This is a genomic window from Sulfitobacter sp. 1A12779 (assembly GCF_043557315.1).
Classification (GTDB): Bacteria; Pseudomonadota; Alphaproteobacteria; order Rhodobacterales; family Rhodobacteraceae; genus Sulfitobacter; species Sulfitobacter faviae.
In genome coordinates this window covers 99,689-125,063 of sequence record NZ_JBIFFU010000002.1, presented here as the reverse complement: position 1 = coordinate 125,063, position 25,375 = coordinate 99,689, and the positions used below count along the sequence as shown (strand labels likewise).

Genomic DNA, 25,375 nt, shown 5'->3' with positions numbered 1-25,375 from the left:
CCTTTGACTTTCGGAAAACGGATATAGCGCCCTGACCGCGGATGCGGGGCGCTTTTGGCTGCACCTAGAGGAATTTCGCCGCAAAGAAAAGCGTCTTGGCGATGAGGCCACGGAAGCTGCTGCAATGCAGAAACAATTTCACCCCCTCCCCTGACGCAGTCGTGTCTTGCCTCTCGGCAAAAACACTTGATCCCCGTGGCATTCTATGAGGTTCTTTGACCCTTACCCGCAACCATCCAAGGCACAGGCTTACCCCTCATGACAGATACGAAAATCGCCGTGATCGGCGGCTCCGGCATTTACGACATCGACGGGCTTCAGGATGCCGATTGGGTCACCGTGGAGACGCCATGGGGCGCGCCCTCGGATCAAGTGCTGACCGGCACGCTGGATGGGGTCGCCATGGTCTTTCTGCCGCGCCACGGCCGCGGGCATGTGCATACGCCGACCTCCGTCCCCTACCGCGCGAATATCGACGCGCTGAAACGGCTGGGCTGCACGGATGTGATCAGCGTCTCGGCCTGCGGGTCGTTCCGCGAGGAGATGGCCCCGGGCGACTTCGTGATCGTCGACCAATTTATCGACCGCACCATGGCGCGCGAAAAGAGCTTCTTCGGCCCCGGCTGCGTGGCCCATGTCTCGGTCGCCCATCCCACCTGTCCACGCTTGGGGGACGCCTGCGAGACCGCAGCACGAGACGCGGGCATCAACGTGCACCGGGGCGGCACCTATCTGGCGATGGAGGGGCCGCAGTTCTCCACGCTCGCGGAATCCAAGATGTACCGCGACAGCTGGGGGGCGGATGTGATCGGCATGACCAATATGCCCGAGGCGAAACTCGCCCGCGAGGCGGAGCTTTGCTATGCCAGTGTCGCGATGATCACCGATTACGACAGCTGGCACCCGGACCATGGCGAAGTGGATGTGACCCAGATCATCGCCACGCTGATGGGCAATGCCGACAAGGGCCGCGCCATGGTTTCGCGTCTGCCCGCGCTTTTGGGTGCCGAGCGCGCGCCCTGCCCGCACGGCTGTGACCGGGCGCTGGAGTTTGCGATCCTGACCCAGCCGGATGCGCGGGATCCGGAATTGCTGGTCAAGCTGGATGCGGTGGCGGGGCGGATGCTATGACCGCAGGCGGCGGCTTTGCTTGGCTGAGTGCAGAAGGTATTTAAGAAAGGATGAAGGGAGGGGGTTGGCGCCCCTTTCTTGGATGTTGTGCGGCGGGCGCAGATGGGGGGTTCGCCCGGGCGGCGCGTTGCGCTAAGACGAGTCCGGTCAAACACGCGGAAGGGCGGCATGAAACAGGTTCAGGACTATATTCGCACGATCGTAGATTTCCCCCATGAGGGGATCATGTTTCGTGACGTGACAACGCTTTTTGCCGATCCGCGCGGGTTTCGCATGGCGATCGACCAGATGCTGCACCCCTATGCGGGGATTGCGATTGATAAGGTCGTGGGGCTGGAGGCGCGTGGTTTCATTCTTGGCGGGGCGATTGCGCATCAGTTGAGCGTGGGTTTCGTGCCGATCCGCAAGAAGGGCAAGCTGCCCGGCACGGTGATCAGTCAGGAATACCAGCTTGAATATGGCGAGGCCATTGTCGAGCTGCATGATGATGCGATCAAACCGGGCGAGAAGGTTCTGGTTGTGGATGATCTTTTGGCCACCGGCGGCACGGCGGAGGCCGGGATCAAACTGATCGAGCGTTTGGGCGGCGAGATCGTTTCTTGCGCCTTTATCATTGATCTGCCCGAGTTGGGCGGGCGCAAGCGTTTGGAAGCGCTTGGCAAAGAGGTTCATGCGCTCTGCGCTTTCAACGGGCTTTAAGCCCTTAGGACGGCCCCGGGGTTCATGATGCCTTGGGGGTCGAGCGCCTTTTTGATGGCGCGCATGGCGGTGAGTTTGGCGGGGTCGCCGTAGCGTTCGAGGTCGTCGACCTTGATGCGGCCCACGCCATGTTCCGCGCTGAACGAGCCGCCAAGGTCGTGGACGAGGTCGTGCACCAGGCGTTTCACGGCGTCGCGCTTGTCTTCGTAATCGGCGCGGCTTTTGCCCTTTGCGGGGAAGACGTTGTAGTGCAGGTTGCCGTCCCCGACATGGCCGAAACAGTTGATGCGGAAGTCGCCGAGGGCCGAGAGCGCATCGGTGGCGCGGGTGATGAATTCGGGGATCGCGCCGAGGGGCACTGAGATGTCGTGGCTGGAGACCGAGCCGATTAGGCGGTTGGCCTCGGGGATGGTTTCGCGGATGGTCCAGAAGTCTTGGGCCTGCTGGGCGTTCTGGGCGATGAGTCCGTCGGAGACGAGGCCGGCGTCGAGGGCGGCGGCGAAAAGGGCCTCTAGGGCGGCGTCGGTATCGATCTCTCCGGGGGTGCCGATGTCGATCAGGACGCACCATTGCGGGGTTTCGGCGAAGGGTTGGCGGATGTTGGGCAGGGTCTCGTTAAGGAAATCGAAACCTCTTCGGTGCATCAATTCGAAAGCGCTGACCATTTCGCCCAAGTGATCGCGCGCGAGGGAGAGGAGCGCCAATGCGGCGGCGGGGCTCTCGATCACCATGAGTGCGGTGCCGCTGCGGGCGGGGCGCGCGTAGAGCTTGAGGGCCGCGGCGGTGATCACGCCGAGCGTGCCTTCGGCGCCAATCAGCAGGTTGCGCAGATCGTAGCCGGTGTTGTTTTTGCGCAGGCGGGTCAGCCCGTGCCAGATTTGGCCGTCAGGCAGGACGGCTTCGAGGCCGAGGCAGAGGTCGCGGGCGTTGCCGTAGCGCAGCACGCCGGTGCCGCCTGCGTTGGTCGAAAGCGTGCCACCGATGCGCGCGGTCCCTTCGGCGGCGAGGGACAGGGGGAAGAGGCGGTTTGCCTCTTCGGCGGCGGTTTGGACATCGGCGAGGATCGTGCCTGCTTCGGCGACTAATACGTTTTCTTCGGGCAGGACGGCCCGGATGCGGTTCATGCGTTCGAGGGAGAGGATGAGCGGTGCCGGGCCATCGCTGCTGATCTGGCCCCCGACAAGGCCGGTGCCGCCGCCATAGGGCACGACCGGCACGCGGGCGGCATGGGCGGCGCGGATCAGGGTGGCGACCTCTTCGGTGCTGCGCGGCAGGGCCAAGACGCCGCCCTGCCCCGCGTAGCGGCCGCGGGGTTCTTCGAGGTAGCGCTGCTCGGGGTCGCGCAGCACATCCTCGGGCAGTTGCGCGCGCAGGGTGTCGATGAAGGCGGTGTCGGCGGGGTTCAATGTCATGGGCCTTTGATCCTGCGCGGGGCGCGCGGATGCAAGGGCAAAGCGCCGGAACGGCGGGGAGAATGCGGGGCATGAGGCGGGGCGATCATGCCCCGGCGATGCATATGTTGTCAGCGAAGCGTTTCGCCTTGAGGCTTAGCCTACGTCCGTGCGGCCGCGCCGGTCTTTGCGGAGAGAAGCGTAGAGCACATGGGTCCGCCAGCGGCCATCGATCTGTAGATAGCTCTGCGCGACGCCCTCGTATTTGAAGCCCGCCTTTTCGAGCAGGCCGCGGGAGGCTTGGTTTTCCGGCAGGCAGGCGGCTTCGATGCGCGACAGGTCGAGGCGGGTGAAGGCCTGATGCACCGTCGCTTCGATCGCCTCGCGCATGTAGCCTTGGCGGGCGAAGGGTTCGCCCGTCCAATAGCCCAAGGTGCCGGATTGGGCCGGCCCGCGGCGGATGTTGTCGAGGGTGATCGCACCGACAAGGTTTTGATCGCTGCGCCGGATCAGAAAGAGCGGCATGGCATTGCCCGAGGAGACCGAGCGCTGCGCCCAGTAGACACGGTTGGTGAAAGCCTTGCGGGTCAAGTGATCCTCGGCCCATGTCGGCTCCCACGGGCGCAGGTAGTCGTTGCTGGCGCGGCGCAGGGCCGCCCAGGCGCGGAAATCGGCATGGATCGGCGGGCGCAGGGTCAGCCGTTCCGTTTCGATCCGCAGTTTGCGTCGCCCCAGCATCAGGCGGCGCGTCTGTTGTGAAGGTCGTCCAGCGTCGGGGCGGCGTCGACCGGACCGTAGAGCGCGAGGGCCGCAGGGGCTTGCGTGGCCATGCGTTCGGCGAAGTCGCGCACGTCGCCGGTGGTCACCGCGTCGATCTGCGCGACGGTTTCTTCCAGCGGCGGCACGCGGTCCCAGATCTGGATCAGCCGGGCAAGACGTTCGGCACGGTTTGAGGGGCTTTCCAGCCCCATGAGCAGCCCGGCCTTCATCTGCGCACGGGCGCGGGCGACTTCGGCAGGCGACATGTCAGAGGCCGCGCGCTTCATCTCGTCGATGGTGATATTGGCCAGTTCGGGCAATTGTTCGGCGCTGGTGCCGGCGTAGATTGTGGTCATCCCCGTATCGGCATAGGCGCCTGCTTGGGCGAAGATCGTATAGCAGAGGCCGCGATTCTCACGAATCTCTTGGAACAGGCGCGAGGACATGCCGCCGCCCAAGGCCGAGGCATAGATCTGGGCAATGTAGATGTCGTCGGAGCGGTACCCGGGGCTTTCAAAACCGAGCGCGAAATGGGCCTGTTCCAGCTGTTTGACCTGTCGATATTCGCCGCCGCCAAAACGGGCGCTGTCGATCTGGTAGAGCGTCTTGGCGGGCATGTCGCCAAAGAGGCTTTCGGCGAGTTTGACGATTTTGTCGTGGTCCACCGCACCGGCGGCTGAAAGGATCATCTGCTCCGGCCCGTAGTGATCGGCGATGAACCGTTGCAAGTCGTCACGCGAGAAGGCCGAGACCCGCTCGCTCGGCCCAAGGATCGTGCGACCGATGGGCTGATCCGGGTAGGCTTGCTCTTGCAGCCAGTCGAAAATCACATCGTCGGGCGTGTCGAGCGTTTGGCCGATCTCTTGCAGGATCACGCCGCGTTCGACTTCGACCTCCGAAGGGTCCAGCACCGGGTTGCGCAGGATGTCGGCAATCACGTCGAGGCCGAGCGCCACATCGTTTTCCAGCACGCGGGCATAATAGGCGGTGACTTCGCGCGAGGTATAGGCGTTGATATAGCCGCCCACATCCTCAATCGCCTCGGCGATTTGCAGCGAGGAACGGGTCGCGGTGCCTTTGAACGCCATATGTTCGAGGAAATGCGCGATGCCGTTTTGCTGCGGCGTCTCGTGGCGCGCGCCTGCGTTGACCCAGACGCCGATGGCAGAGGAGGCAAGCCCCTCCATATGTTCGGTGACGATGCGAAAGCCGTTGGGCAATGTGGTCTGTTGAAGGCTCACGCGGAGAGGTTTCCTTTGATATGCGCTTTGAGCGCGTCGAGGTCGTTAGGCAGCCGGGTGAGACGTTCTTCCCGGTCGAAAAGGTCCGCCATGCGGGGCGGCAGACCCGGGCGGATGCCAGTGGCGGCTTCGACCGCGTCGGGGAATTTTGCCGGATGGGCGGTGGCCAGCGTGACCATCGGCGTCGCGGCATCGCGCAGATCGTCTGCGACTTTCACGCCCACGGCGGAATGCGGACAAAGCAGCTCGCCGGTGGTGCGGCGGCGGTCGGCGATGGTGGCGGTGGTTTCCTCTTCGGAGACGCGGCCCGAGCGGTAGATGTCTTGCAGCGCTTGCATCGCCCCTTGAGAGACGTCGAAACCGCCCTGCCCCAACTCGTCCATCAACTGCGCCACGGCACCGGCGTCACGGTCATAGGCGTCAAAGAGGGCACGTTCGAAGTTCGAGGAGACCTGAATGTCCATCGAGGGGCTGATCGAGGGGGTCACGCTCCCCTTATGATAGCCCTGGCCCGAGAGGCAGCGGTGCAGGATGTCGTTCTGGTTCGTGGCAACGACGAGATCGGCGATGGGCAGGCCCATGCGCTTGGCGATATAGCCCGCGAAAATGTCGCCGAAATTGCCGGTGGGCACAGTGAAGCTGACCTCACGCAGGGGCGCGCCGAGGCTGGTGGCGGCGGTGAAGTAATAGACCACCTGCGCCAGCACCCGGCCCCAGTTGATCGAGTTCACGCCCGCCAGCCGCACGGAATCGCGGAAGTCGAAATCGTTGAACATGTCCTTAAGGCGCGCTTGGCAATCGTCGAAATCACCGTCGATGGCCAGCGCGTGCACGTTGGACTCCGCAGGCGTGGTCATCTGGCGGCGCTGCACGTCAGACACGCGGCCATGGGGGTAGAGGATGAAGACGTCGACATTGTCGAGCCCTTTGAAGGCTTCGATCGCGGCGGAGCCGGTGTCACCCGAGGTGGCGCCCACGATGGTCACCCGCTCGCCCTTGCGGCCCAACGCGGCTTGGAACATCTGGCCGATGAGCTGCATAGCGAAATCTTTGAACGCCAGTGTCGGCCCGTGGAACAGCTCAAGCAGGAAGTGGTTCGGGGCGAGTTCCACCATGGGCGCGCGGGCGGTGTGGCCGAAGCCTGCGTAAGCGCGGGCGATGATGGCGCGGAATTCTTCGTCGGTGAAAGTGTCACCGATGAAGGGGCGCATGACGGTGAAGGCCACCTCTTCGTAGCTTTGGCCCTGCATGGCCGCGATCTGTTCCGCGCTCAGCGTCGGGATCGTTTCGGGGACGTAGAGGCCGCCGTCACGGGCAAGGCCGGTCAGCATCGCCTCTTCGAAGGACAGAACAGGGGCGGAGCCACGGGTAGAGATATAGCGCATAGGGTCAGTCGACTTTCGGCGTTGCAGGGGCGCGGCGGCGGCGCAGGAAAAGGACGGTCATCGCCAGCCAGATGGCGGCGAGGGAAAACCAGGTGATCGCATATTGCAAGTGGTCGTTGGGGATGCGGGCGGTATCAACCGGCAGCGGGGTGATCTTTGGGTCCGGCCCGGCGCCTTCGCGCATGACGATCAGAAGCGGTTCGGTGTCGAGGGTTTCGGCCATGACCTCAACATCGCGGGCAAACCAGATGTTGCGATCCATGTCGGCCTCGGGCGTGAAACTGTCGACCTCTTGGGGCCATTGCAGATTGCCGGTCAGGGTGGCGGTGCCTGCGGGGGCGATAGCGTCTTTGTTCGATGTGGCGGTAAAGCCGAGGTCGATGAGCACGCGCCGCCCGCTTTGCAGCGCCATGGGTGCGATGACGCGGTAACCTGCGCCTTTCTGCTTTTGGCTGACCAGTACATGCAGCGCCCGCTCCCCGATCTCTCCGCTGACGGTGACGGGCAGATAGGCATCGGCCTCCGGGTCAGGATCGGCGGGCAAAGCGACGGGCGTGGCGGCGATGCGGTTGTTGATGTCGGCGATGATCGCCTCTTTCCACGCCAGCCGCTGCACCTGCCAGACCCCGAGTGCGACGAGGATGGCTGCCCCGCCAAGGCCGACGATGATGAAGAACAGGCTGCGCCGCATTCGAATCTCTCTGGTTGAAACGACAAACGCGCGAAGAGGGCTTCGCGCGTTTGGGTTTTACGGGTGTGGGGCGCGGATGCAACCCCGCCCTATGGTCAGGGCTGGCCCCACATGTAGACGGCGAAGAAGAGGAACAGCCAGACCACGTCGACGAAGTGCCAGTACCACGCTGCCGCCTCGAAGCCGACATGGCGTTCGGGGGTGAAGTGGCCACGCATGGCGCGCAGCAGGCAGACGAAGAGGAAGATCGTGCCGATGATCACGTGGAAACCGTGGAAGCCGGTCGCCATGAAGAAGCTGGAGAAATACATGTCGCCGCCGAATGTCCAATCGTCATGGACCAGCAGTTCATAGTATTCGTAAGCCTGCAGCGCGGTGAAGAGCACGCCGAGGATCACCGCGATGGTCAGGCCCGAGATCAGGTCTTTGCGGTTGTTCTCATGCGCCAGCGCGTGGTGCGCCCATGTCACGGCACAGCCCGACAGCAGCAGGACCAGCGTGTTGATCAGCGGCAGGTGGAAGGCATCGACCGCATGAATGTCGGGCTGGACGTATTCCGTGCCGACATATTCATACATCGGGTAAAGGGCCTGTTTGAAGAAGGACCAGAACCACGCCACGAAGAACATGACTTCGGACATGATGAAGAGGATAAAACCATAGCGCAGGCCGATCCGCACCACGCCGGTGTGATCGCCCACTTCGCTTTCCGAGACGACTTCGGCCCACCATCCGAACATAACGTAGAGGGTGGCGACCAGACCGCCCAAGAAGACGAAGGGCGTCATCCCGTGCATCCACAGGACAGCGCCCGCCAGCATGACAAATCCGCCTACCGACCCCAGCAGCGGCCAGGTCGAGGGGGGGAGAATATGGTAGTCGTGGTTTTTTGCATGGGCCATGGTTGCGGGTCCCTCACCTTTGTTCAATCAGGTCGTTAATTGGTTGTTGTGGCGCTGTCCTGATCAAGGGCGGCATAGCCCTCGGGCAGGTCAATTTCGTAGAATGTATAGGACAGAGTGATGGTATGTACAAACTTCCCATCACGGTCTTCGACCATTTCCGGGTCGACGAAGAAGCTTACCGGCATCTGCACGCGCTCGCCCGGGGCGAGCACTTGTTCGGTAAAGCAAAAGCAGTCGATCTTCTCGAAAAAGGCCCCGGCGGTATAGGGGGTGACGTTATAGCTCGCCTGCCCCGCCACCGGTTTGTCGGTCGGATTGTACGCCTCGTAGAAGGCCAGGCCGGTCTCGCCGATGCGGACTTCCATTTCGCGCACCACGGGTTTGAACTCCCAGGGCATGCCGTCATTGAGGGAGCCGTCGAACCGCACCTTGACCGTCTGATCCAGCACATCGGCGCTGGCGGCAGAGACCTGCCCCGGCGTGCCGCCAAAGCCGGTGACGCGGCAGAACCAGTCGTAAAACGGCACCGACGCCCAGGCGAGCCCGCCCATGAGCACCACCACGCCGACGGTTTGCATCACTGTTTTCTGAGGACCGGAAAGCGCCATTACTGTGTCACCTCGCGTTGCTCCGGGGGGAGTTCGAAATCGGTCTGGGTGATCTTGACGTAGGTCAGCGCCATGATCAGCACCACGAAAGCGCCCAGCATCAGGCCCACGCCGATGTTGCGGCCACGGCGGCGGTCGTGCAGCTCATGCTCGGGTCGGATGCCCATTACCAGCCTCCCAAGCCAAAGGTGCGCAGAGCCGCTTCGCCCAGGATCGCGCCGAAGTGCAAGAAGAGATAGGCCAGCGACAGGCGGAAGAACTTGCGCTCTTCGGCATAGTCGTCACCCTCGGCCATGACCTCATCCCGCTTCCAGATGCGGTAGGCGCCCAAGAGGAAAGCCGCGTTCAGCACCAGCGCCACGGCGAAATAGAAGATACCGCCGATGGCCGTGAAGGCCGTGCCAATGGCCAGAGCAGCCAGAAGGACGGTGTAGACCAAGATATGCAGCCGCGTGGCCGGGCGGCCATGGGTCACGGTCAGCATCGGCACCTTCGCGTCGTCGTAGTCCGAGCGCATGAAGAGCGCCAGCGCCCAGAAATGCGGCGGCGTCCACATGAAGATCAGCGCGAACATCAGCCATGCCTCGACCGAGAAGCTGCCCGTGGCCGCGACCCAGCCGATCACCGGCGGGAAGGCCCCCGCGGCACCGCCGATGACGATGTTCTGCGGCGTCAGACGCTTGAGCCACATGGTATAGAAAACGGCGTAGAAAAGGATGGTGAAAAGCAGCATCCCGCCCGCCAGCAGGTTGGTCGCCAGCGCCAGCATCATCACCGACAGGCCCGAGAGCGCGACGCCAAGCGTCAGCGCCTCACCGGGCTGGACCCGGCCCGAGGGGATCGGGCGCCCGCGCGTGCGGCGCATCACCGCGTCGATATCGGCGTCCCACCACATATTGAGCGCGCCCGAGGCACCGCCGCCGATGGCGATGAACAAGATCGCGCAAAAGCCGATGACGGGATTGACCGAAACCGGCGCGGCCAACAGCCCCACGAAGGCCGTGAAAACGACCAGCGACATGACGCGCGGCTTCAGCAGGGCGAAGTAATCTCCCAGCTGCGCGTCGTATTCACTTGTTGGCGTATTGGTGATGTCAGTCATCCCGAACCTTCCAAGGGTAAACACGGGGCACAGGCCTGCGCCCTGCCCCGTGGAACTGGCTTACTTAGAGGCGACGGTCAGCGGCTGTTCGATGCCAGCATATTCCGCCTTGGCGTTGCCAAGCCATTCCGCATAGGCCTCTTCCGAAACCACTTTGACGGTGATCGGCATATAGGCGTGGGCCTGACCGCAAAGCTCGGAACACTGGCCAAAGTAGACGCCCTCTTGCTCGGCGGTGAACCACAGTTCGGCCAGACGGCCCGGCACGCCATCCTGTTTCACGCCGAAGGCGGGGATGGTCCAAGAGTGGATCACGTCGCTGGCGGTCACCTGCACGACGATGGTCTTGCCCACGGGGATCACAACGGATGTGTCGGTGGCCAGCAGGAAGTCGTCGCGGCTATAGCCTTCGTCTTCAAGCTTGGCGACCATCGCGTCATCCAGCACGAAGGGGGTCACGTCCTCATCGCCGTCGCCCAGCGTCGCCGGGGCGCCGATCATGTAGCTGTCAAAGGCGATCTCTTCGTCGACATATTCATAGGTCCAGTACCACTGGTTGCCGATGGCCTTGATCGTGATGTCCGCCTCGGGGATTTCCTGTTGGCGGAACAGGATCGGCAGCGAATAGGCACCGATAAGCACGAGGATGAGAATCGGCCCGATGGTCCAAGCGATCTCAATCGGGGTGTGGTGGGTGAAGGACGAGGGGTTCGGGTTCCGCTTTTTGTTGTAGCGGATCATGACCCAGATGATCAGGCCGGTCACGAAGACGGTGATCGCCGCGATGATCACCAGAATCAGGTGATCCAGATCGTGGATATCCCGCGCCAATTCGGTAACGGCGGGTTGAAAGCCTGTCTCGCCGTCAACAGGTCTGCCGATGACATCAAGCCCGTCAATGCGCAGGCTGTCCTGTGCCAATGCAGGCAGGGCGGCAAGGCTGGTCATGAGACCGGAAAGGGGGAGTAGATGTTTCATATGTCGTCCTGATCTTGTGACCATTAAGAAGCCGATAAGCACCCCAAACCGCTGCTGCGATCCGGTGCCGTTGTAATCCTGGGTGCTTACAATCATATTCTGCCTACAAGATAAAGTCACATGCTTGCGTCATAGAGCCGCGCGAGACAGTTTTGTGACAGCAAGCAAGGATACCCCCGATGAGCCGCGCGCATTTCACCCCCTTCGAGGCCGATCTGGACCGAGAAACCGCTCTGTGCGTGCTGCGCGAGGCCGTGGCCGGCGCCGATGACGGGGAATTGTTCCTCGAACGCCGCCGTTCAGAAGCGCTGGTTTTCGACGACGGACGCCTCAAAACCGCCAGCTATGATGCCGCCGAGGGCTTTGGCCTGCGCGCCGTGCGCGGTGAGGTGGCAGGCTACGCCCATTCGACCGAGCTGAGCGAAGCGGCCCTGCGCCGCGCGGCGGAAACGGCGCGGCTGGCGGTCGGCGATGGCGGCGGCACTTGGGCGGATGCGCCTCAGGCCAGCAACACGCGTCTCTATACGGACGAAGACCCGATCGCGGGCCACGCCTTCCCGGTCAAAGTCGATACCCTGCGCGAGATCGACGCCTATGCCCGCAGCCTCGATTCCCGCGTGGTACAGGTGAGCGCCACGATTGCCGCCAGCATCCAAGAGGTGGAGATTCTTCGCCCCGAAGGACATTCGGTGCGTGACGTGCGCCCAATGACGCGGGTCAATGTCTCGGTCATTGTCGAGCAGGATGGCCGCCGCGAGAGCGGCGGTGTCGGCGGCGGCGGGCGGATCGGGCTCGACGGGATGTTGGCCCCCGAAGACTGGCAGGCCAAGGTCCGCGAAGCCCTGCGGATCGCCTGCGTGAACCTCGAAGCCGTCCCTGCGCCCGCGGGCGTGATGGACGTGGTGCTCGGCCCCGGCTGGCCCGGCATCCTGCTGCACGAAGCCATCGGCCACGGGCTTGAGGGCGATTTCAACCGCAAGGGCTCCAGCGCCTTTGCCGGGCTGATGGGCCAACAGATCGCAGCCAAGGGCGTGACCGTGCTGGACGACGGCACGATCCCCGACCGGCGCGGCTCAATCTCTGTCGATGACGAGGGCACCCCCTCGGCGCGCAATGTGCTGATCGAAGATGGTAAGCTGGTCGGCTATATGCAGGACCGTCAGAACGGGCGGCTGATGGGCAGCGCCTCAACGGGCAACGGGCGGCGGCAATCCTATGCGCATATCCCGATGCCGCGCATGACCAACACCTATATGCTGGGCGGTGAGGCGGCACCGGGCGATATCGTGGCTGATCTCAAGGACGGGATCTATGCCGTGGGCTTCGGCGGCGGCCAGGTGGATATCACCAACGGTAAATTCGTCTTCTCCTGTACCGAGGCCTACCGCGTGCAGAACGGCAAGATCGGCGCGCCGGTCAAAGGCGCGACCTTGATCGGCGATGGGGCCACGGCCTTGCAAAAGATCCGCGCTATTGGCAACGATCCGGCGCTCGACCCCGGCATGGGCAACTGTGGCAAACAGGGGCAATGGGTGCCGGTGGGTGTGGGCCAGCCCACTTTGATGATCGGCGGGCTGACCGTCGGCGGGGCTGCGACCTGACGGTGGCACGCTGGGGTTGAATCAAATGCGCGAGGAAATCTTCATAGGTTGTTAAGCACTAAATCCTATACCTGATTCTGCAACGGACGGAGTTTCGGGATGACTGACAAGGACCTACATCCTTCTTCCACTCACCCCCCACTCCCACCCACCCAGGAAGATGAACAGTTTGCCCGGCTTCGTCTGTTGCGCTCTCGCCGCGTGGGTATTTCGACCTATCGGCGCCTGCTGGATGAACATGGCTCTGCCCAAGAGGCGCTGAAGGCGCTCCCGGAAGTCGCGCGTGCCGCCGGGATATCAGACTACCGCATCTGCCCCGAAGGGGTCGTTCAGGCGGAACTCAACGCCGCCCGCCGCGCCGGGGCGCAGCTACTGGTTGAGGGGAAGGCACCCTACCCGCGCCTGCTCAGCGACCTCCCCGATGCGCCGCCCTTCCTATGGCTGATCGGCGACCCGGCATTTATGGGCCGACCGATGATCTCCCTCGTGGGCGCGCGAAACGCCTCTTCGCTCGGGCTGCGCATGGCCCGCAGCCTCGCCGCCGAATTGGGGGAAGCTGGCTTTGTCGTCGTCTCCGGCCTAGCCCGGGGGATCGACGCGGCGGCGCATGAGGCCGCATTGCCCCGCGGCACCATCGCCGTGCAGGCGGGCGGGGTCGACATTATATACCCTAATGAGAACACCGCGCTGGCCTGCCAGATCGCTGCTCAGGGGCTGAGGCTGTCAGAGCAACCGATGGGGCTGCAACCGATGGCGCGGCACTTCCCCCGCCGCAATCGCATCATCTCGGGCCTGAGCCGTGCAACGGTGGTGGTTGAGGCGGCGGCCCGCTCAGGCAGTTTGATCACCGCCCGCGACGCTCTCGATCAAGGGCGCGACGTGCTGGCGGTCCCCGGCCACCCGATGGACGCCCGCGCGGCAGGCTGCAACATGCTGATCCGCGACGGTGCGGTGCTGGTGCGCTCTGCCGCGGATGTGTTGGAGGTTTTGCCGGAGGAGGAAACTCAGACCCCGCTACCCCGCAACAAGCCCCCCGCGGCCCCGCGCCCGGAAACGCCGCCGCGAAACCAAAGCCCTGTCGCGAAGCTCCATGCGCAGATCCTCTCTCGTCTCGGCCATGCGCCGGTTGCGGAGGATCAGTTGATCCGCGACTTGCAAGTGCCGAGTAGCGATGTCGCCCCCGCGCTCCTCGATCTTGAGATGGAGGGGGAAATTCAGCGCCAACCCGGCGGGCTGCTCAGCCGCTCTGCCTAACGCCGCGAAGGAGCGCGGCCCGGTCAAAGCGCCGCGAAACCGTGACCAACCGCGGGGCAGTTGGTCGGGCCAATCAAGCCTCGCAAGCCGACCGTCGATGCCGCCGAAATGGCCCATCCGGCCCGCGAAACCGCTGCGCCGCAAACCCGTGTTACGCAGCAGCTGCATTGACAAACACCCCTGCCATCCCACATGAGACTGCGCAAAGCCGCCCCCGTTTTTGATCTAAGGTGCCTGTATTTATGCCCGTCGTCGTCGTCGAATCCCCAGCCAAGGCCAAAACGATCAACAAATATCTGGGCGACGATTACACCGTTCTCGCCTCCTACGGCCACGTCCGCGACCTGCCGCCGAAAGACGGCTCGGTCGATACCGACGCCGATTTCGACATGAAATGGGAGGTCGCCAGCGACAGCAAGAAACACGTCAAGGCTATCGCCGATGCGCTGGCCCAAGACAACGCATTGATCCTCGCGACTGACCCCGACCGCGAGGGGGAGGCGATCAGCTGGCACCTGCAAGAGGCGCTGACCAAGCGCAAATCGATCAAGAAAGACACGCCCGTCAGCCGCGTGGTCTTTAACCAGATCACCCAGAAGGCGGTGACCGAGGCGATGCAGAACCCGCGTCAGGTCGACATGCCGCTGGTCGAGGCCTACCTCGCCCGCCGCGCGCTGGACTATCTGGTGGGGTTCAACCTCTCCCCCGTGCTCTGGCGCAAGCTGCCGGGCGCCAAGTCTGCGGGCCGCGTGCAATCGGTCACCCTGCGCCTCATCGTCGAGCGCGAGATGGAGATCGAGGCTTTCCGCGCCCGGGAATACTGGTCGGTGAAGGCGCTGCTCGCTACCCCGCGCGGTCAGGAATTCGAAGCCCGTCTCGTCTCGCTGGCCGGAAACAAGCTCGAACGTTTCGATCTCGCGGATGCCACACAGGCCGAAATGGCGGTGCAGGCGATCACCTCCCGCGCGCTGAAGGTGATGAATGTCGAGGCGAAACCGGCCAGCCGCAACCCCTCAGCCCCCTTCATGACCTCGACCCTGCAGCAGGAGGCCAGCCGCAAGTTTTCGATGGGCGCGCGCCAAACCATGTCGACCGCGCAGCGCCTCTACGAGGCCGGCCATATCACCTATATGCGGACCGACGGCATCGACATGGCGCCCGAGGCTGTCTCCATGGCGCGCGACGCGATCAAGGACCGTTTTGGCGCGGATTACGTGCCGAAAGAGCCGCGCATCTACAAGAACAAGGCGAAGAACGCGCAGGAAGCCCACGAATGTATCCGCCCCACGGATATGACCAAGGACGCCAAGGCGCTGAAGCTCGATGCCGATCAGGCGAAACTCTATGACCTGATCTGGAAACGCACCCTCGCCTGCCAGATGGAAAGCGCCCGACTGGAACGCACCACCGTTGAGATTGGCAGCGACGATGCGCAGGTCGGCCTGCGCGCCAACGGTCAGGTCGTGCTCTTCGACGGTTTCCTGCGGGTCTACGAAGAGGGCCGCGACGATGTCGTTGACGAGGACGACAAACGCCTGCCCCAGATCAGCCAAGGCGACGCGATGGACAAGCGCAGCGTCACGCCCGAGCAGCATTTCACCCAGCCCCCGCCGCGCTACACCGAGGCGACGCTGGTCAAGAAAATGGAAGAGCTCGGCATCGGCCGCCCCTCGACCTATGCCAGCATCGTCACCACGATTCAGGACCGCGAGTATGTCCGCAAGGATGGCAACCGTCTGATCCCCGAGGATAAGGGCCGTCTGGTAACCGCCTTTCTTGAGAATTACTTCCGCCGCTACATCGGCTATGACTTTACCGCCGATCTGGAAGACCAACTCGACAAGGTCAGCGCCGGGGATGCCGCCTATAAAGAAGTGCTGCGCCGCTTCTGGCGCGATTTCTCGGCCGCCATCGCGGAGACGTCGGAGCTGCGCATCACCGAGGTGCTGGAGAAGATAAACGAGGTGCTGGAGCCGCATCTCTTCCCGCCCACCGAAGACGGCAGCGACCCGCGGCTTTGCCCCAATTGCGAGATTGGCCGCCTGTCGATGCGCACCGCGCGCTCGGGCGGTGCTTTCATCGGCTGCTCGAACTACCCCGAATGCCGCTATACCCGCCCCTTCGGCCCGCCAGACCCGGAGGCCGAAGCCTCGGCCATTCCGCCCGACGGCAAGCTTCTGGGAGAGGATCAGGGCGACGAAATCCGCGTCTTCAAAGGCCGCTTCGGGCCTTACGTCCAGCGCGGCCCGGTGACGGAAGAGAACAAGAAACCCCCGCGCCAGTCGATCCCCAAGGATTGGGTGCCCGAGGATCTGACGCTGGAACAGGGCGTGATGCTCTTGTCGCTCCCGCGTGAGATCGGCCCCCACCCCGAGGATGGCGTCATGGTCTGGGCGAACATCGGGCGCTATGGGCCTTACATCAAACACGCCGAAAGCACCTCGCACCGGGGCGGCACCAATGCCAATCTCGAAGGCATCGATGAGGTTTGGACCGTCGGCATGAACCGCGCGGTGCAGTTGTTGGCCGAGAAAGTCGCCAGCCGCGGTGGCCGGGGCAAGGCCGCGAAACCGATCCGCGAGATGGGCGAGCACCCGGATATGGGCGGCGCGGTCAACGTCATGGAGGGCAAATACGGGCCTTATGTGAAATGGGAAAAGGTGAACGCCACGATCCCGAAAGAGATCGAACCGGCAGACCTGACCATGGAGCGCGCGGTGGAACTGATCGAAGAGAAGCTCGCCAAATCCCCCGCCAAACGCAAAGCGGCGACGAAGAAGGCACCGGGCAAGAAGACGGCAGCCAAGAAGCCCGCGGCGAAAAAGACGGCCACCAAGAAGGCTCCGGCAGAGACGGCGGCCAAGAAACCTGCGGCCAAGAAAACAACCGCGAAAAAAGCCGACAGCGCGTAAGCCGCGCCTAGGCACAGCAACCGCGCCGGGGGATCGGCGCGGTTCCGCCTGTGGCCTGCCTTTATATCCAGCATCATGAATATGTGATTTGCCATTCGCCTTCGATTTTCGGATCAGGGGCGGCGGCAAGACCACTATGAAAGGCAGATCAATGTCAGGCTTGAAATTCACCCGGCGCGGGCTGATCGCCGCAAGCGGCGCGGCGCTGATGACGCCGCAGATCCTGCGTGCGCAGGAACCCGGCCAAGCGCCCCGCGAATATTCCGCCGAACCTCCGGTGTCGCGCAACACGTCGAGCTTTGCCACGCAGCGTTGGCAGGACCATTTCGACAGCCTTGGCAAAGGCGCGATCGTGGCCGACACCACCAGCCGCGCCCTGCATTACTGGAGCGCGGACGGTCAGAACTATAAGGTCTATCCCACCTCGGTACCCGCCACCGAAGAGCTGACCAAACGCGGCTATACCGAAATTGTGCGCAAGAAAGTCGGCCCTGATTGGACGCCCACCGCCTCGATGATGGAGCGTTTCCCGCATTACAAATACATGCCACCGGGCCCGGACAATCCGCTCGGCACCCACGCGATGTATCTTAGCTGGCCCGCCTATATCATCCACGGCACTCATGACACGCGCAAGATCGGGCGGCGGTCCTCGGACGGTTGCATCGGGCTTTACAACGAGAAGATCGAAGAGCTTTTCGGCCTCTGCCCCGTGGGCACGCAGGTGCGCATCATCTGACCTTCCGGGCGGCCTTTCCTGCGTAGCACCACGTAATTGACACTGCCCCGACGCAGGGTCACATATGGCGCAGCGAAACTGTAGGGAGGTCGCCCGTGAACAAAATCTATGGATCCGCCGCCGAGGCGCTGGAAGGCGTTCTGTCGGATGGCATGCTGATCGCCGCCGGGGGCTTTGGCCTTTGCGGCATTCCAGAATTGCTGTTGCAGGCGATCAAGGAAAACGGGGCCAAAGACCTCACCTTTGCGTCGAACAATGCGGGCGTCGATGACTTCGGCATCGGCATTCTGCTGCAATCGCGGCAGGTGAAAAAGATGATCTCCTCCTATGTGGGGGAGAATGCCGAATTCATGCGCCAGTATCTGTCGGGCGAACTCGAGCTTGAATTCAACCCTCAGGGCACCTTGGCCGAGCGCATGCGCGCTGGCGGTGCAGGCATTCCGGGTTTCTACACCAAGACCGGCGTCGGCACCCAGATCGCCGAGGGCAAGGAAGTGAAACAGTTCCACGGTGAGGATTACATCCTCGAAGAGGGCATCTTTGCCGATCTGTCGATCGTGAAAGCGTGGAAAGCCGACGACACCGGCAACCTCGTCTTCCGCAAGACCGCGCGCAACTTCAACCCGCCCGCGGCCATGTGTGGCAAGGTCTGCATCGTCGAGGTCGAAGAGATCGTCCCCCGCGGCAGCCTCGACCCCGACCACATCCACCTGCCGGGCATCTATGTGCATCGCATCATCCAGGGCGAGCATGAGAAACGCATCGAGAAGGTCACGACACGCAAGCGGGAGGACGCATAATGCCTTGGGATAGAGATCAGATGGCGGCGCGGGCCGCAGAGGAACTCGAAGACGGCATGTATGTGAACCTCGGCATCGGTATTCCGACGCTGGTGGCGAATTACGTCGGCGACAAAGACATCACCCTACAGTCCGAGAACGGCATGCTGGGCATGGGCCCCTTCCCTTACGAGGGCGAGGAAGACCCCGACCTGATCAACGCCGGCAAGCAGACCATCACCGAGCTGAGCCGCACCGCTTACTTCGGCAGCGCCATGTCCTTTGGCATGATCCGCGGCGGCAAGATCGCGGCGGCGATCCTCGGCGCCATGGAAGTGGCCGAGAACGGCGATCTGGCGAACTGGATGATCCCCGGCAAGCTCGTTAAGGGCATGGGCGGCGCGATGGACCTCGTGGCCGGTGTCCGCAAGGTCATCGTCGTCATGGACCACCAGAACAAGGCCGGTGACTCGAAGGTGCTGAAAGAATGCACCCTGCCGCTGACCGGCAAAGGCGTGGTCGACCGGATCATCACCAACCTCGGTGTGCTCGATGTGGTCGAAGGTGGCTTGAAAATCGTCGAATGCGCCGATGGCGTGACCGAGGACGAGCTGCGCGCCGCAACCCAAGCGACCATCGTTTGAGAAAACAGCCCTCGGCGACATCCGCCGGGGGCATGCCCGTCGCGCTCAGTTCATCGCAGCAAAGACGCAGCCATCGCTGATAAGTTCCGGCGGTGTCAGGCAAAGCCCCTGCGCCACTTGGAACGCCGCCAGCACCTTGGGCACATAGTCGCGCGTCTCGGCAAAAGGCGGCACGCCCGCATGTTTGCGCACCGACCCCTCACCCGCGTTATAACCCGCCAGCACGAGAATCGGATCGCGGTCGAACTCCCCCATCAGCCAGTCGAGATATTTGACCCCGCCTGAGATATTCTCGGCCGCGACCATACTGTCGCGCACACCAAAACGGGCGGCGGTATCGGGCATCAGTTGCATCAGGCCAGCCGCCCCCGCCCGGCTCACCGCATCCGCCCGGCCTGCAGATTCCACGCTGATCACCGCCAGCACCAGCGCGGGCGAGACATTCGTATCAACCGTGGCGCGCAGAATATCCACCCCATTGCTGCGCGCGATATCTTGCAGATGTTGCAGGCGCGGGGCGGGCACCTTGCCGCCCGAAAGCGCCGCCATCGCAGGGGCCAACCGCCCTGCCCCGCTCCGCTCAGCCGCGGGAGAGATTCTATCCCAGAACCAATCGAACTGCCCGGCATTCAAAGGCGCAATCGCGCCGCTCGGGGTGGCGGCAACGGCGGGGCCTGTATCCACCTCCGCCGCTGCCGCGGCGCGGGCCGCCGGATCGATTTGCACCGTGATGCGTTTGGCCCCCTTCTTGGGCGGGCCGACCCGTTTGGCCGAAAACTCAGGGAACGGTTTCGGCCCCTCTGCCATGGCGGCAGGGGCCATGAGAGCCGTGACCAGCGAGAATGCCAAATGCGATACATGCCTGCTCTACCTTGCGTCTGACGCGCCTTTGCGCGGCAATATCACACGAATCGTGGAATCGGGCCAGCGTTTGAGGCGGGGATCATGGCAATTTCGCCGCAATTGCGGTGTTCGACGGTGGGAAAGCGCAAGCGGAAGACCCGATACGAGAATTAAAACGACTACAAACAGAGAGTTAACATGTTTCCGCAAGAAAAACGCGGACAGTCTGGAAAAGGCACGTTTGCTGCCAAATTCGCGCCCCAATCTGACGGCTATATAGGGTCATACCAAGTCGGACAGCTTCAAATGAGAGAGCGAGGCAAACCGGACGGCGAGGTTAAGACCTTTTACTCAGTGATCCTTGGAGGGACATGACATGATGAACTTTATCAAAAACTTCCGCAAAGACGAAGACGGTGCCGTGACAGTTGACTGGGTCGTTCTGACCGCTGCGATTGTTGGCCTGGCCGTGGTTGCTTTCAACACAATCGGCGACAACACTACTGCGTTGACGGACCAAATCGCTGGCGACATCGCTAGTGTCACTGACGAGGCTCCTGCTGACACCCCTGATTAAATCCAAACCTGGTCAAAACCGATAGGTCTACGAAGATTTAGGACCGCCTCCCTCTTGGGGCGCGGTCCTTTTTCAATGCTAAGGTAAAGCACATCCATTCATAGGGTACGTATGCGCAGCCATTTCAAGAAATTTTTCTGCGACCAAAACGGAGCGGTCAGCGTCGAATGGGTTGTCCTGACCGCCGCCCTCGTGAGCCTAGCGATCTTCGTGCTGAGCGTATTTTCAGACAGCCTAGACGGACTTGTCGAATACATCCGGGTCCAACTGACGACTTAAGGCGCCCCCACAAACGCGACACGGCAAGCATCTTCGCATCGCCGCCATGGGAACCAATTCTCGCCATATTCGGCAGCTAACTTTCTGGGGTGATAAAAGCGAGCCGAGATTCGCTTCCATAGCAAAGAGGTAACATCATGCGAGCCGTATTCGGATTGGTTCTTTTGGTAGGTGTCGCACTTGCCGGCGGGGCCGTATATCTGGCGAAAGACCGGATTTCACAGTATCAGGCCGCCAACGCGCAGGCTCAGGCCGCGCTGGCGCAGGTCGTGCCAACGAAAACCGTTTGGGTGGCCGACAAGCCTTTGAAATACGGACAGCCCCTTACCCGCGAAGACGTTCGCGCCGTGAAATGGCCAGAGAATGCCATTCCCGAAGGTACATTCTTCGAAGAAACCGTATTGTTCCCTGAGAACACAAAAGAACAACGCATCGTGCTGCGCAACATTGAGAAAGATGAAGCGATCATGGCCGTGAAGGTGACCGAGCCGGGTGAGGACTCTGGCCTGACCTCCCGCCTTGCGCGCGGAATGCGGGCGTTTGCACTTAAAGTTGATGTTTCCAGCGGCGTTTCGGGCTTCCTGCGCCCCGGTGACCGGGTGGATATCTACTGGACGGGTCGCGTAAACGTTGGCAACCAGTCCAGCAACGGCGATGTCACCAAGCTGATCGAGTCGGCCATTCAGCTGATCGCCATCGACCAGAGCGCCGATGCGTTGGTCGTGGGGGAAGCCTCGATTGCCAAAACGGTGACGGTTGCCGTGAACCCGCAGCAGGTTGCCGCGCTTGCACAGGCACAATCGACCGGCAAACTCTACCTCTCCCTCGTCGGCACGAATGACGACACCGTGGCCGAAGCCATCGAAGTCGACCAACGCTCGCTTCTGGGAATCGAGGCGCAAGAGACCATCGCCGAAGTAACCAAAGAGAAGGTTTGCACGATCCGCACCCGCCGCGGGGCCGAGGTGGTCGAACTGCCGATCCCCTGCACAAACTGACCTGAAAACAACCTCTTGCTAAGTTAACGAAGGCGCCGCACCCCCCTGCGGCGTCTTTCATTTTTGCAGCTATGTTGCGCATAGCCCACATGCACAGCGCCCGCGAAGAGCTTGATTCTTGCAATAAATTTGGAATTGCCGCAGAGTGATGCCAAACGAGGGCAAAAAGACCCATCCCGATGCGTGATCAAAAAGGCAGGTCACATGAAAATCGATAGATTTCTGAAAGCGGCCCTGCTGGGGCTGACACTGGGCGCAATGCCGATGGCATTGACCCTGCCCAGTTCAGCTGGCGCCGACACGCTGCGCGTCGTCAAACGCGGCACTAATTCCAGCCTCGACGTCCCGATGAACCGCGCCGTGGTGGTGGAAAGCGACATTCCCTTCGCGGAACTCAGCATCGCCAACCCCGGTATCGCGGATATCTCCTCCCTGTCCGACCGCACGATCTATGTGTTGGGCAAATCGCCGGGGCTGACCACGCTCACCCTGCTCGATGCGGCGGGACAGCTGATCACCAATGTCGATGTCCGCGTCGCGGCGGATGTCTCTGAATTCAAAGAACGGCTGCGTCAAATCCTGCCGGGTGAGAAGATCGAAGTGCGCACCGCCAATGACGGTATCGTGCTGTCGGGCATCGTCTCTTCCACACAGCGGCTGCAACGCGCGCTCGATCTGGCCGAACGCTATGCCCCCGAACGGGTCAGCAACCTGATGAGCGTGGGCGGCATCCAGCAGGTCATGATGAAGGTCCGGTTTGCCGAGATGCAGCGCAACGTGTCGAAGTCGCTCGGCTCTTCGCTGGCAATCAACGGCGGCTCCGATTTCAGCGCGGGCACCGGCAGCACCAATACGTCAGGCGGGGTCGCGACCTCGCTCGGTGGGTCGATCCCATCGGCGAACCAGAACGCAGGCGCGGTGCTTTTCGGTTTCAACGCAGGCTCTATCCAAGTGGGCATCCTGTTGGAAGCATTGGAGGAAAAGGGCGTCGTGCGGTTCTTGGCGGAGCCGAACCTCGTGGCGCTTTCGGGGCAAGAGGCCAAGTTCCTCGCCGGGGGCGAGTACCCGATCCCAGTCGCCCAAACCAGTGATACGGTATCGGTGGAGTTCAAACCCTTCGGCGTAGAACTCGCCTTCATCCCGCGCGTCGTGGACAAGGATATCATCAACCTTGAGATGAACGCCGCCGTTTCGGCCATCGACGCAAGCAACAGCATTTCATTGGGCAACGGCATTGAGATTTCCGCCTTCACCCGGCGCGAAACCTCGACCACGGTCGAAATGCGCGACGGGGAAAGCTTTGCCATCGCAGGCCTTTTGACCGACGACTTCACCGACAGCACGCGGCAACTGCCGTGGATCGGCGATGTCCCGGTGTTGGGCGCGCTGTTCCGTTCGGCGGATTACCAGCGCAGCCAGACCGAATTGGTCATCATCGTCACCGCCCATCTGGTCACCCCGACCCGTGGCGAAGCGCTGGCCCTGCCCACGGATCGCATCAAACCGCCATCCGAGAAAGACCTGTTCCTGCACGGGCGCACAGCGGATGGCACCCGCACCCCCAGCCGGGGTGCTGCGGGCGAAGTGGCCAAGCAGGACTTCCGCGGTTCCTACGGTTATGTACTGGATTGATCCGATGACACGCAGACATATCACGTTGATCGCGGGCACCGCGGCCCTGGCCGGGCTCGCCGCCTGCGCGCCCAGCAACGATCCGGTCTATACGCAGTTCTACCGCGAGGCGGGGTCGATCGTCGACACGGGCCAATTCGGCAATGCCACGCTGCACAACCGCCAAGTCATGACCGGCGAAAAGCGTGTGACCTTTGATCTGGCGAACCGTTTCTCGAACGAAGTCCGCTCGACCGTCACCTTCGCCTTCAACTCGGCCCGACTGGACGCGAATGCGAAAGCCATCCTGCGCCAGCAGGCCAGCTGGATTCGCCAATTCCCCGAGATTCGCTTCCGCGTCTATGGCCACACCGATCTGGTCGGCTCGCAAACCTATAACCGCGCCTTGGGTCTGCGCCGGGCGCAGGCCGTGGTGCGCTATCTCTCGACCTTGAGAATCAGCCCCAGCCGTTTGGAAGCCGTTGTTTCCTTTGGCGAAACGCAGCCACTGATCGTGACCCAAGGCCGCGAGCGCCGCAACCGGCGCACGGTGACCGAGGTCAGCGGCTTCGTCCAGGGCCACCCGATGCTGTTGGACGGCAAATATGCGCAGATCATCTACCGCGAATATGTAGCCAGCGCCGTGCCCCCCTCTCAGCTAAGCTCCGGTGCCACCGAGGCAGGCGGCGGCGGGGAGTAAGGGTAAGCCCTTCTTTCGCATATAAAATATCCCCCCGCGCCTTCGGGCCGCGGGGGTTTTCGTCTCTGAAAAGCCATGTCCAATCGGGCGCGAATGGACGTATCGTTTCAAGATACCCAACAATAGAGGCTTTTTGGCCCCAATCTCGCCCCAGTTGGGGGTGATATTCGACGCAGAAGGATAAATGTGCCCGGCTCAAGCGCCGCGCATAAGGCAGAGGTCAGAGCGTTCGCAGCGACAGAATATCGCCGCCCTCCGGCCAAACCGTTGATGTAAAGGACAAAAGGTCATGAGCAGCACTATGCCACAACCCGAAGCAGCGCCGATCGTTGCCTGCACAATCAGCCGTGATGTACAGAACTTCGACCTCTTGATCGAAGATATGGAAGCCACTTTGGGCGAAAGCTGGGGCGATCTGGGATTCGCCGAGGCGCTGGCCTTTTTCAGCCAACCCGAAGCCGAGGCGATGGAATTCGTCGCCCTCGCCATGGATGAGACCGACGAGGACAACCTCGTTTTGATGAGCGAAATCATCACACAGGCCAAGGCGCGCGACATCCGGGTGATCCTGATCGCCGAAGACATGACCCCCGCCGCATTGCATTCGCTGCTGCGGAAGGGGGCGGATGAATTCGTCCCCTATCCGCTGCCCGAAGGCGAATTGGCCCAGGCCATTGCCCGCGTCCGTGCCGGAGAGAACGCCCCCCCTGCCCCGGCAGCCGAGGCTAGCGCCCCGCAACTGAAGGCCGGTGCGCAAAAGGATGGCGCGCTGATCGTGGTGCATGGCTTGGCTGGCGGCACCGGGGCTACGACCCTTGCGGTAAACCTTGCTTGGGAACTGGCCAATGCAGACAAGAAGGACCCGCCCTCGGTCTGCCTGCTGGATTTCGACCTGCAATATGGCTCGGTCGCGACCTTCCTTGATCTGCAACGCCGCGAGGCGGTCTATGAGATGATGTCCGACACGGAATCCATGGATGAAGAGATCTTTGGCCAAGCGCTGCAAACCTTTGAGGACAAGCTGCATGTGCTGACCGCCCCGGCAGAGATGCTGCCGCTCGACATCGTGACCAACGAAGATATCGACCGCATCCTCAACATGGCGCGCAACCAGTTCGACTATGTCATCGTCGACATGCCCTCGACGCTGGTACAATGGTCCGAAACGGTGCTGACCAGCGCGCATGTCTACTTTGCCATGCTGGAACTCGACATGCGCTCGGCCCAGAACGCGCTGCGCTTCAAACGGGCGCTGCAATCCGAGGAGCTGCCCTTTGAAAAGCTGCGCTATGTGATGAACCGCGCGCCGAAATTCACCGATCTCAGCGCCAAGAGCCGGGTCAAGCGCATGGCCGAATCGCTGAGCATTTCGATCGACGTGCAGATGCCCGATGGCGGCAAGGCGGTGACCCAGGCCAATGACCACGGGCTGCCGCTGGCCAATTCCGCGCCGAAAAGCCCGCTGCGCCGCGAAATCGCCAAACTGGCAAGCTCCATCCACGATCTCAAGGGCGAGCAGGCCAAAGCCGCCTGAGCCCCCTAGCGAAA

At 62.5% G+C, this 25,375-nt stretch carries 24 protein-coding genes; 13 read left to right on the top strand and 11 right to left on the bottom strand.

The features are described from left to right. Positions 1 to 258: 258 nt before the first annotated feature. A complete protein-coding gene (locus ACGYLQ_RS03260) occupies positions 259 to 1,131 on the top strand; it encodes an S-methyl-5'-thioadenosine phosphorylase (protein WP_394440411.1) in 873 nt (290 codons plus the stop codon). Positions 1,132 to 1,299: 168 nt separating this feature from the next. Then, entirely contained in the window at positions 1,300 to 1,830 is a 531-nt protein-coding gene (locus ACGYLQ_RS03255) for an adenine phosphoribosyltransferase (RefSeq protein WP_394440409.1), read from the top strand. Here ACGYLQ_RS03255 and ACGYLQ_RS03250 read toward each other — a convergent pair. From ACGYLQ_RS03250 to coxB, 10 genes are all read right to left on the bottom strand, one after another. Beyond that, positions 1,827 to 3,242 carry an FAD-binding oxidoreductase gene (locus tag ACGYLQ_RS03250; protein WP_394440407.1) on the bottom strand — a complete coding sequence of 472 codons (1,416 nt, stop codon included), beginning with the start codon at positions 3,240 to 3,242 and terminating at the stop codon, positions 1,827 to 1,829. The genes ACGYLQ_RS03255 and ACGYLQ_RS03250 overlap by 4 nt on opposite strands. Before the next feature lie 135 nt (positions 3,243 to 3,377). After that, entirely contained in the window at positions 3,378 to 3,962 is a 585-nt protein-coding gene (locus ACGYLQ_RS03245) for a GNAT family N-acetyltransferase (RefSeq protein ID WP_067267819.1), read from the bottom strand. Then, positions 3,959 to 5,221 (bottom strand): M16 family metallopeptidase, encoded by a 1,263-nt coding sequence (locus ACGYLQ_RS03240; protein ID WP_394440405.1) that lies wholly within the window; start codon positions 5,219 to 5,221, stop codon positions 3,959 to 3,961. The genes ACGYLQ_RS03245 and ACGYLQ_RS03240 overlap by 4 nt, the downstream gene beginning before the upstream one ends. After that, complete coding sequence (gene thrC / locus ACGYLQ_RS03235; RefSeq protein WP_394440403.1) at positions 5,218 to 6,606, bottom strand: threonine synthase; 1,389 nt, start codon at positions 6,604 to 6,606, stop codon at positions 5,218 to 5,220. The genes ACGYLQ_RS03240 and thrC overlap by 4 nt, the downstream gene beginning before the upstream one ends. A gap of 4 nt (positions 6,607 to 6,610) precedes the next feature. Next, on the bottom strand, positions 6,611 to 7,297 hold the full coding sequence (locus ACGYLQ_RS03230; RefSeq protein WP_394440401.1) for an SURF1 family protein: 687 nt from the start codon (positions 7,295 to 7,297) through the stop codon (positions 6,611 to 6,613). A gap of 95 nt (positions 7,298 to 7,392) precedes the next feature. After that, positions 7,393 to 8,199: a cytochrome c oxidase subunit 3 gene (locus ACGYLQ_RS03225; protein ID WP_271688018.1), complete on the bottom strand. Its 807-nt coding sequence runs from the start codon at positions 8,197 to 8,199 to the stop codon at positions 7,393 to 7,395. 35 nt (positions 8,200 to 8,234) lie between these two features. After that, positions 8,235 to 8,810, bottom strand: coding sequence for a cytochrome c oxidase assembly protein (locus ACGYLQ_RS03220; RefSeq protein WP_209219110.1), 576 nt, complete (start codon positions 8,808 to 8,810; stop codon positions 8,235 to 8,237). After that, a complete protein-coding gene (locus tag ACGYLQ_RS03215) occupies positions 8,810 to 8,977 on the bottom strand; it encodes a cytochrome C oxidase assembly protein (RefSeq protein WP_067267789.1) in 168 nt (55 codons plus the stop codon). The genes ACGYLQ_RS03220 and ACGYLQ_RS03215 overlap by 1 nt, the downstream gene beginning before the upstream one ends. After that, positions 8,977 to 9,912: a heme o synthase gene (cyoE, locus tag ACGYLQ_RS03210; RefSeq protein ID WP_209219111.1), complete on the bottom strand. Its 936-nt coding sequence runs from the start codon at positions 9,910 to 9,912 to the stop codon at positions 8,977 to 8,979. Before cyoE ends, ACGYLQ_RS03215 begins: the two co-directional genes overlap by 1 nt. A gap of 60 nt (positions 9,913 to 9,972) precedes the next feature. Continuing rightward, complete coding sequence (coxB, locus tag ACGYLQ_RS03205; protein WP_394440399.1) at positions 9,973 to 10,890, bottom strand: cytochrome c oxidase subunit II; 918 nt, start codon at positions 10,888 to 10,890, stop codon at positions 9,973 to 9,975. 179 nt (positions 10,891 to 11,069) lie between these two features. Here coxB and tldD point away from each other — a divergent pair, with 179 nt between their 5' ends. The 6 genes from tldD to ACGYLQ_RS03175 all read left to right on the top strand — a co-directional run bounded on the left by tldD (position 11,070) and on the right by ACGYLQ_RS03175 (position 18,819). Then, the gene (tldD, locus tag ACGYLQ_RS03200; protein ID WP_394440397.1) at positions 11,070 to 12,491 is read left to right on the top strand and encodes a metalloprotease TldD; all 1,422 of its coding nucleotides are present in this window, start codon (positions 11,070 to 11,072) and stop codon (positions 12,489 to 12,491) included. A gap of 99 nt (positions 12,492 to 12,590) precedes the next feature. Next, the gene (dprA, locus tag ACGYLQ_RS03195) at positions 12,591 to 13,745 is read left to right on the top strand and encodes a DNA-processing protein DprA (RefSeq protein ID WP_394440395.1); all 1,155 of its coding nucleotides are present in this window, start codon (positions 12,591 to 12,593) and stop codon (positions 13,743 to 13,745) included. Between the two features lie 242 nt (positions 13,746 to 13,987). Further along, complete coding sequence (gene topA, locus ACGYLQ_RS03190) at positions 13,988 to 16,657, top strand: type I DNA topoisomerase (RefSeq protein WP_394440393.1); 2,670 nt, start codon at positions 13,988 to 13,990, stop codon at positions 16,655 to 16,657. A gap of 151 nt (positions 16,658 to 16,808) precedes the next feature. Further along, on the top strand, positions 16,809 to 17,396 hold the full coding sequence (locus ACGYLQ_RS03185) for a L,D-transpeptidase (RefSeq protein ID WP_394440391.1): 588 nt from the start codon (positions 16,809 to 16,811) through the stop codon (positions 17,394 to 17,396). A 95-nt stretch (positions 17,397 to 17,491) separates the two neighbouring features. After that, on the top strand, positions 17,492 to 18,196 hold the full coding sequence (locus ACGYLQ_RS03180; RefSeq protein WP_067267259.1) for a CoA transferase subunit A: 705 nt from the start codon (positions 17,492 to 17,494) through the stop codon (positions 18,194 to 18,196). Further along, a complete protein-coding gene (locus ACGYLQ_RS03175) occupies positions 18,196 to 18,819 on the top strand; it encodes a CoA transferase subunit B (protein ID WP_394440390.1) in 624 nt (207 codons plus the stop codon). Before ACGYLQ_RS03180 ends, ACGYLQ_RS03175 begins: the two co-directional genes overlap by 1 nt. A gap of 45 nt (positions 18,820 to 18,864) precedes the next feature. Here the strand turns inward: ACGYLQ_RS03175 and ACGYLQ_RS03170 are convergent, their stop codons facing one another. Beyond that, entirely contained in the window at positions 18,865 to 19,641 is a 777-nt protein-coding gene (locus tag ACGYLQ_RS03170) for a lytic transglycosylase domain-containing protein (protein ID WP_394440882.1), read from the bottom strand. Between the two features lie 397 nt (positions 19,642 to 20,038). Here ACGYLQ_RS03170 and ACGYLQ_RS03165 point away from each other — a divergent pair, with 397 nt between their 5' ends. The 5 genes from ACGYLQ_RS03165 to ACGYLQ_RS03145 all read left to right on the top strand — a co-directional run bounded on the left by ACGYLQ_RS03165 (position 20,039) and on the right by ACGYLQ_RS03145 (position 25,361). Further along, complete coding sequence (locus ACGYLQ_RS03165) at positions 20,039 to 20,239, top strand: Flp family type IVb pilin (protein ID WP_394440388.1); 201 nt, start codon at positions 20,039 to 20,041, stop codon at positions 20,237 to 20,239. Positions 20,240 to 20,655: 416 nt separating this feature from the next. Further along, the gene (cpaB, locus tag ACGYLQ_RS03160; protein WP_394440387.1) at positions 20,656 to 21,516 is read left to right on the top strand and encodes a Flp pilus assembly protein CpaB; all 861 of its coding nucleotides are present in this window, start codon (positions 20,656 to 20,658) and stop codon (positions 21,514 to 21,516) included. A gap of 204 nt (positions 21,517 to 21,720) precedes the next feature. After that, complete coding sequence (locus ACGYLQ_RS03155; RefSeq protein WP_394440385.1) at positions 21,721 to 23,148, top strand: type II and III secretion system protein family protein; 1,428 nt, start codon at positions 21,721 to 21,723, stop codon at positions 23,146 to 23,148. A gap of 4 nt (positions 23,149 to 23,152) precedes the next feature. Continuing rightward, positions 23,153 to 23,827 carry an OmpA family protein gene (locus ACGYLQ_RS03150; protein ID WP_394440383.1) on the top strand — a complete coding sequence of 225 codons (675 nt, stop codon included), beginning with the start codon at positions 23,153 to 23,155 and terminating at the stop codon, positions 23,825 to 23,827. 289 nt (positions 23,828 to 24,116) lie between these two features. After that, entirely contained in the window at positions 24,117 to 25,361 is a 1,245-nt protein-coding gene (locus ACGYLQ_RS03145) for a CpaE family protein (RefSeq protein WP_394440381.1), read from the top strand. The last annotated feature ends 14 nt before the right edge of the window (positions 25,362 to 25,375 follow it).

What these genes read in the sequence shown, in the direction of transcription:
- ACGYLQ_RS03260 (WP_394440411.1), top strand. Translation starts at nt 259, where the DNA reads ATGACAGATACGAAAATCGCCGTGATCGGCGGCTCCGGCATTTACGAC.
- ACGYLQ_RS03255 (WP_394440409.1), top strand. Translation starts at nt 1,300, where the DNA reads ATGAAACAGGTTCAGGACTATATTCGCACGATCGTAGATTTCCCCCAT.
- ACGYLQ_RS03250 (WP_394440407.1), bottom strand. Translation starts at nt 3,242, where the DNA reads ATGACATTGAACCCCGCCGACACCGCCTTCATCGACACCCTGCGCGCG.
- thrC (WP_394440403.1), bottom strand. Translation starts at nt 6,606, where the DNA reads ATGCGCTATATCTCTACCCGTGGCTCCGCCCCTGTTCTGTCCTTCGAA.
- ACGYLQ_RS03230 (WP_394440401.1), bottom strand. Translation starts at nt 7,297, where the DNA reads ATGCGGCGCAGCCTGTTCTTCATCATCGTCGGCCTTGGCGGGGCAGCC.
- ACGYLQ_RS03225 (WP_271688018.1), bottom strand. Translation starts at nt 8,199, where the DNA reads ATGGCCCATGCAAAAAACCACGACTACCATATTCTCCCCCCCTCGACC.
- ACGYLQ_RS03220 (WP_209219110.1), bottom strand. Translation starts at nt 8,810, where the DNA reads ATGGCGCTTTCCGGTCCTCAGAAAACAGTGATGCAAACCGTCGGCGTG.
- ACGYLQ_RS03215 (WP_067267789.1), bottom strand. Translation starts at nt 8,977, where the DNA reads ATGGGCATCCGACCCGAGCATGAGCTGCACGACCGCCGCCGTGGCCGC.
- cyoE (WP_209219111.1), bottom strand. Translation starts at nt 9,912, where the DNA reads ATGACTGACATCACCAATACGCCAACAAGTGAATACGACGCGCAGCTG.
- coxB (WP_394440399.1), bottom strand. Translation starts at nt 10,890, where the DNA reads ATGAAACATCTACTCCCCCTTTCCGGTCTCATGACCAGCCTTGCCGCC.
- tldD (WP_394440397.1), top strand. Translation starts at nt 11,070, where the DNA reads ATGAGCCGCGCGCATTTCACCCCCTTCGAGGCCGATCTGGACCGAGAA.
- dprA (WP_394440395.1), top strand. Translation starts at nt 12,591, where the DNA reads ATGACTGACAAGGACCTACATCCTTCTTCCACTCACCCCCCACTCCCA.
- topA (WP_394440393.1), top strand. Translation starts at nt 13,988, where the DNA reads ATGCCCGTCGTCGTCGTCGAATCCCCAGCCAAGGCCAAAACGATCAAC.
- ACGYLQ_RS03185 (WP_394440391.1), top strand. Translation starts at nt 16,809, where the DNA reads ATGTCAGGCTTGAAATTCACCCGGCGCGGGCTGATCGCCGCAAGCGGC.
- ACGYLQ_RS03175 (WP_394440390.1), top strand. Translation starts at nt 18,196, where the DNA reads ATGCCTTGGGATAGAGATCAGATGGCGGCGCGGGCCGCAGAGGAACTC.
- ACGYLQ_RS03170 (WP_394440882.1), bottom strand. Translation starts at nt 19,641, where the DNA reads ATGGCCCCTGCCGCCATGGCAGAGGGGCCGAAACCGTTCCCTGAGTTT.
- ACGYLQ_RS03165 (WP_394440388.1), top strand. Translation starts at nt 20,039, where the DNA reads ATGATGAACTTTATCAAAAACTTCCGCAAAGACGAAGACGGTGCCGTG.
- cpaB (WP_394440387.1), top strand. Translation starts at nt 20,656, where the DNA reads ATGCGAGCCGTATTCGGATTGGTTCTTTTGGTAGGTGTCGCACTTGCC.
- ACGYLQ_RS03155 (WP_394440385.1), top strand. Translation starts at nt 21,721, where the DNA reads ATGAAAATCGATAGATTTCTGAAAGCGGCCCTGCTGGGGCTGACACTG.
- ACGYLQ_RS03150 (WP_394440383.1), top strand. Translation starts at nt 23,153, where the DNA reads ATGACACGCAGACATATCACGTTGATCGCGGGCACCGCGGCCCTGGCC.
- ACGYLQ_RS03145 (WP_394440381.1), top strand. Translation starts at nt 24,117, where the DNA reads ATGAGCAGCACTATGCCACAACCCGAAGCAGCGCCGATCGTTGCCTGC.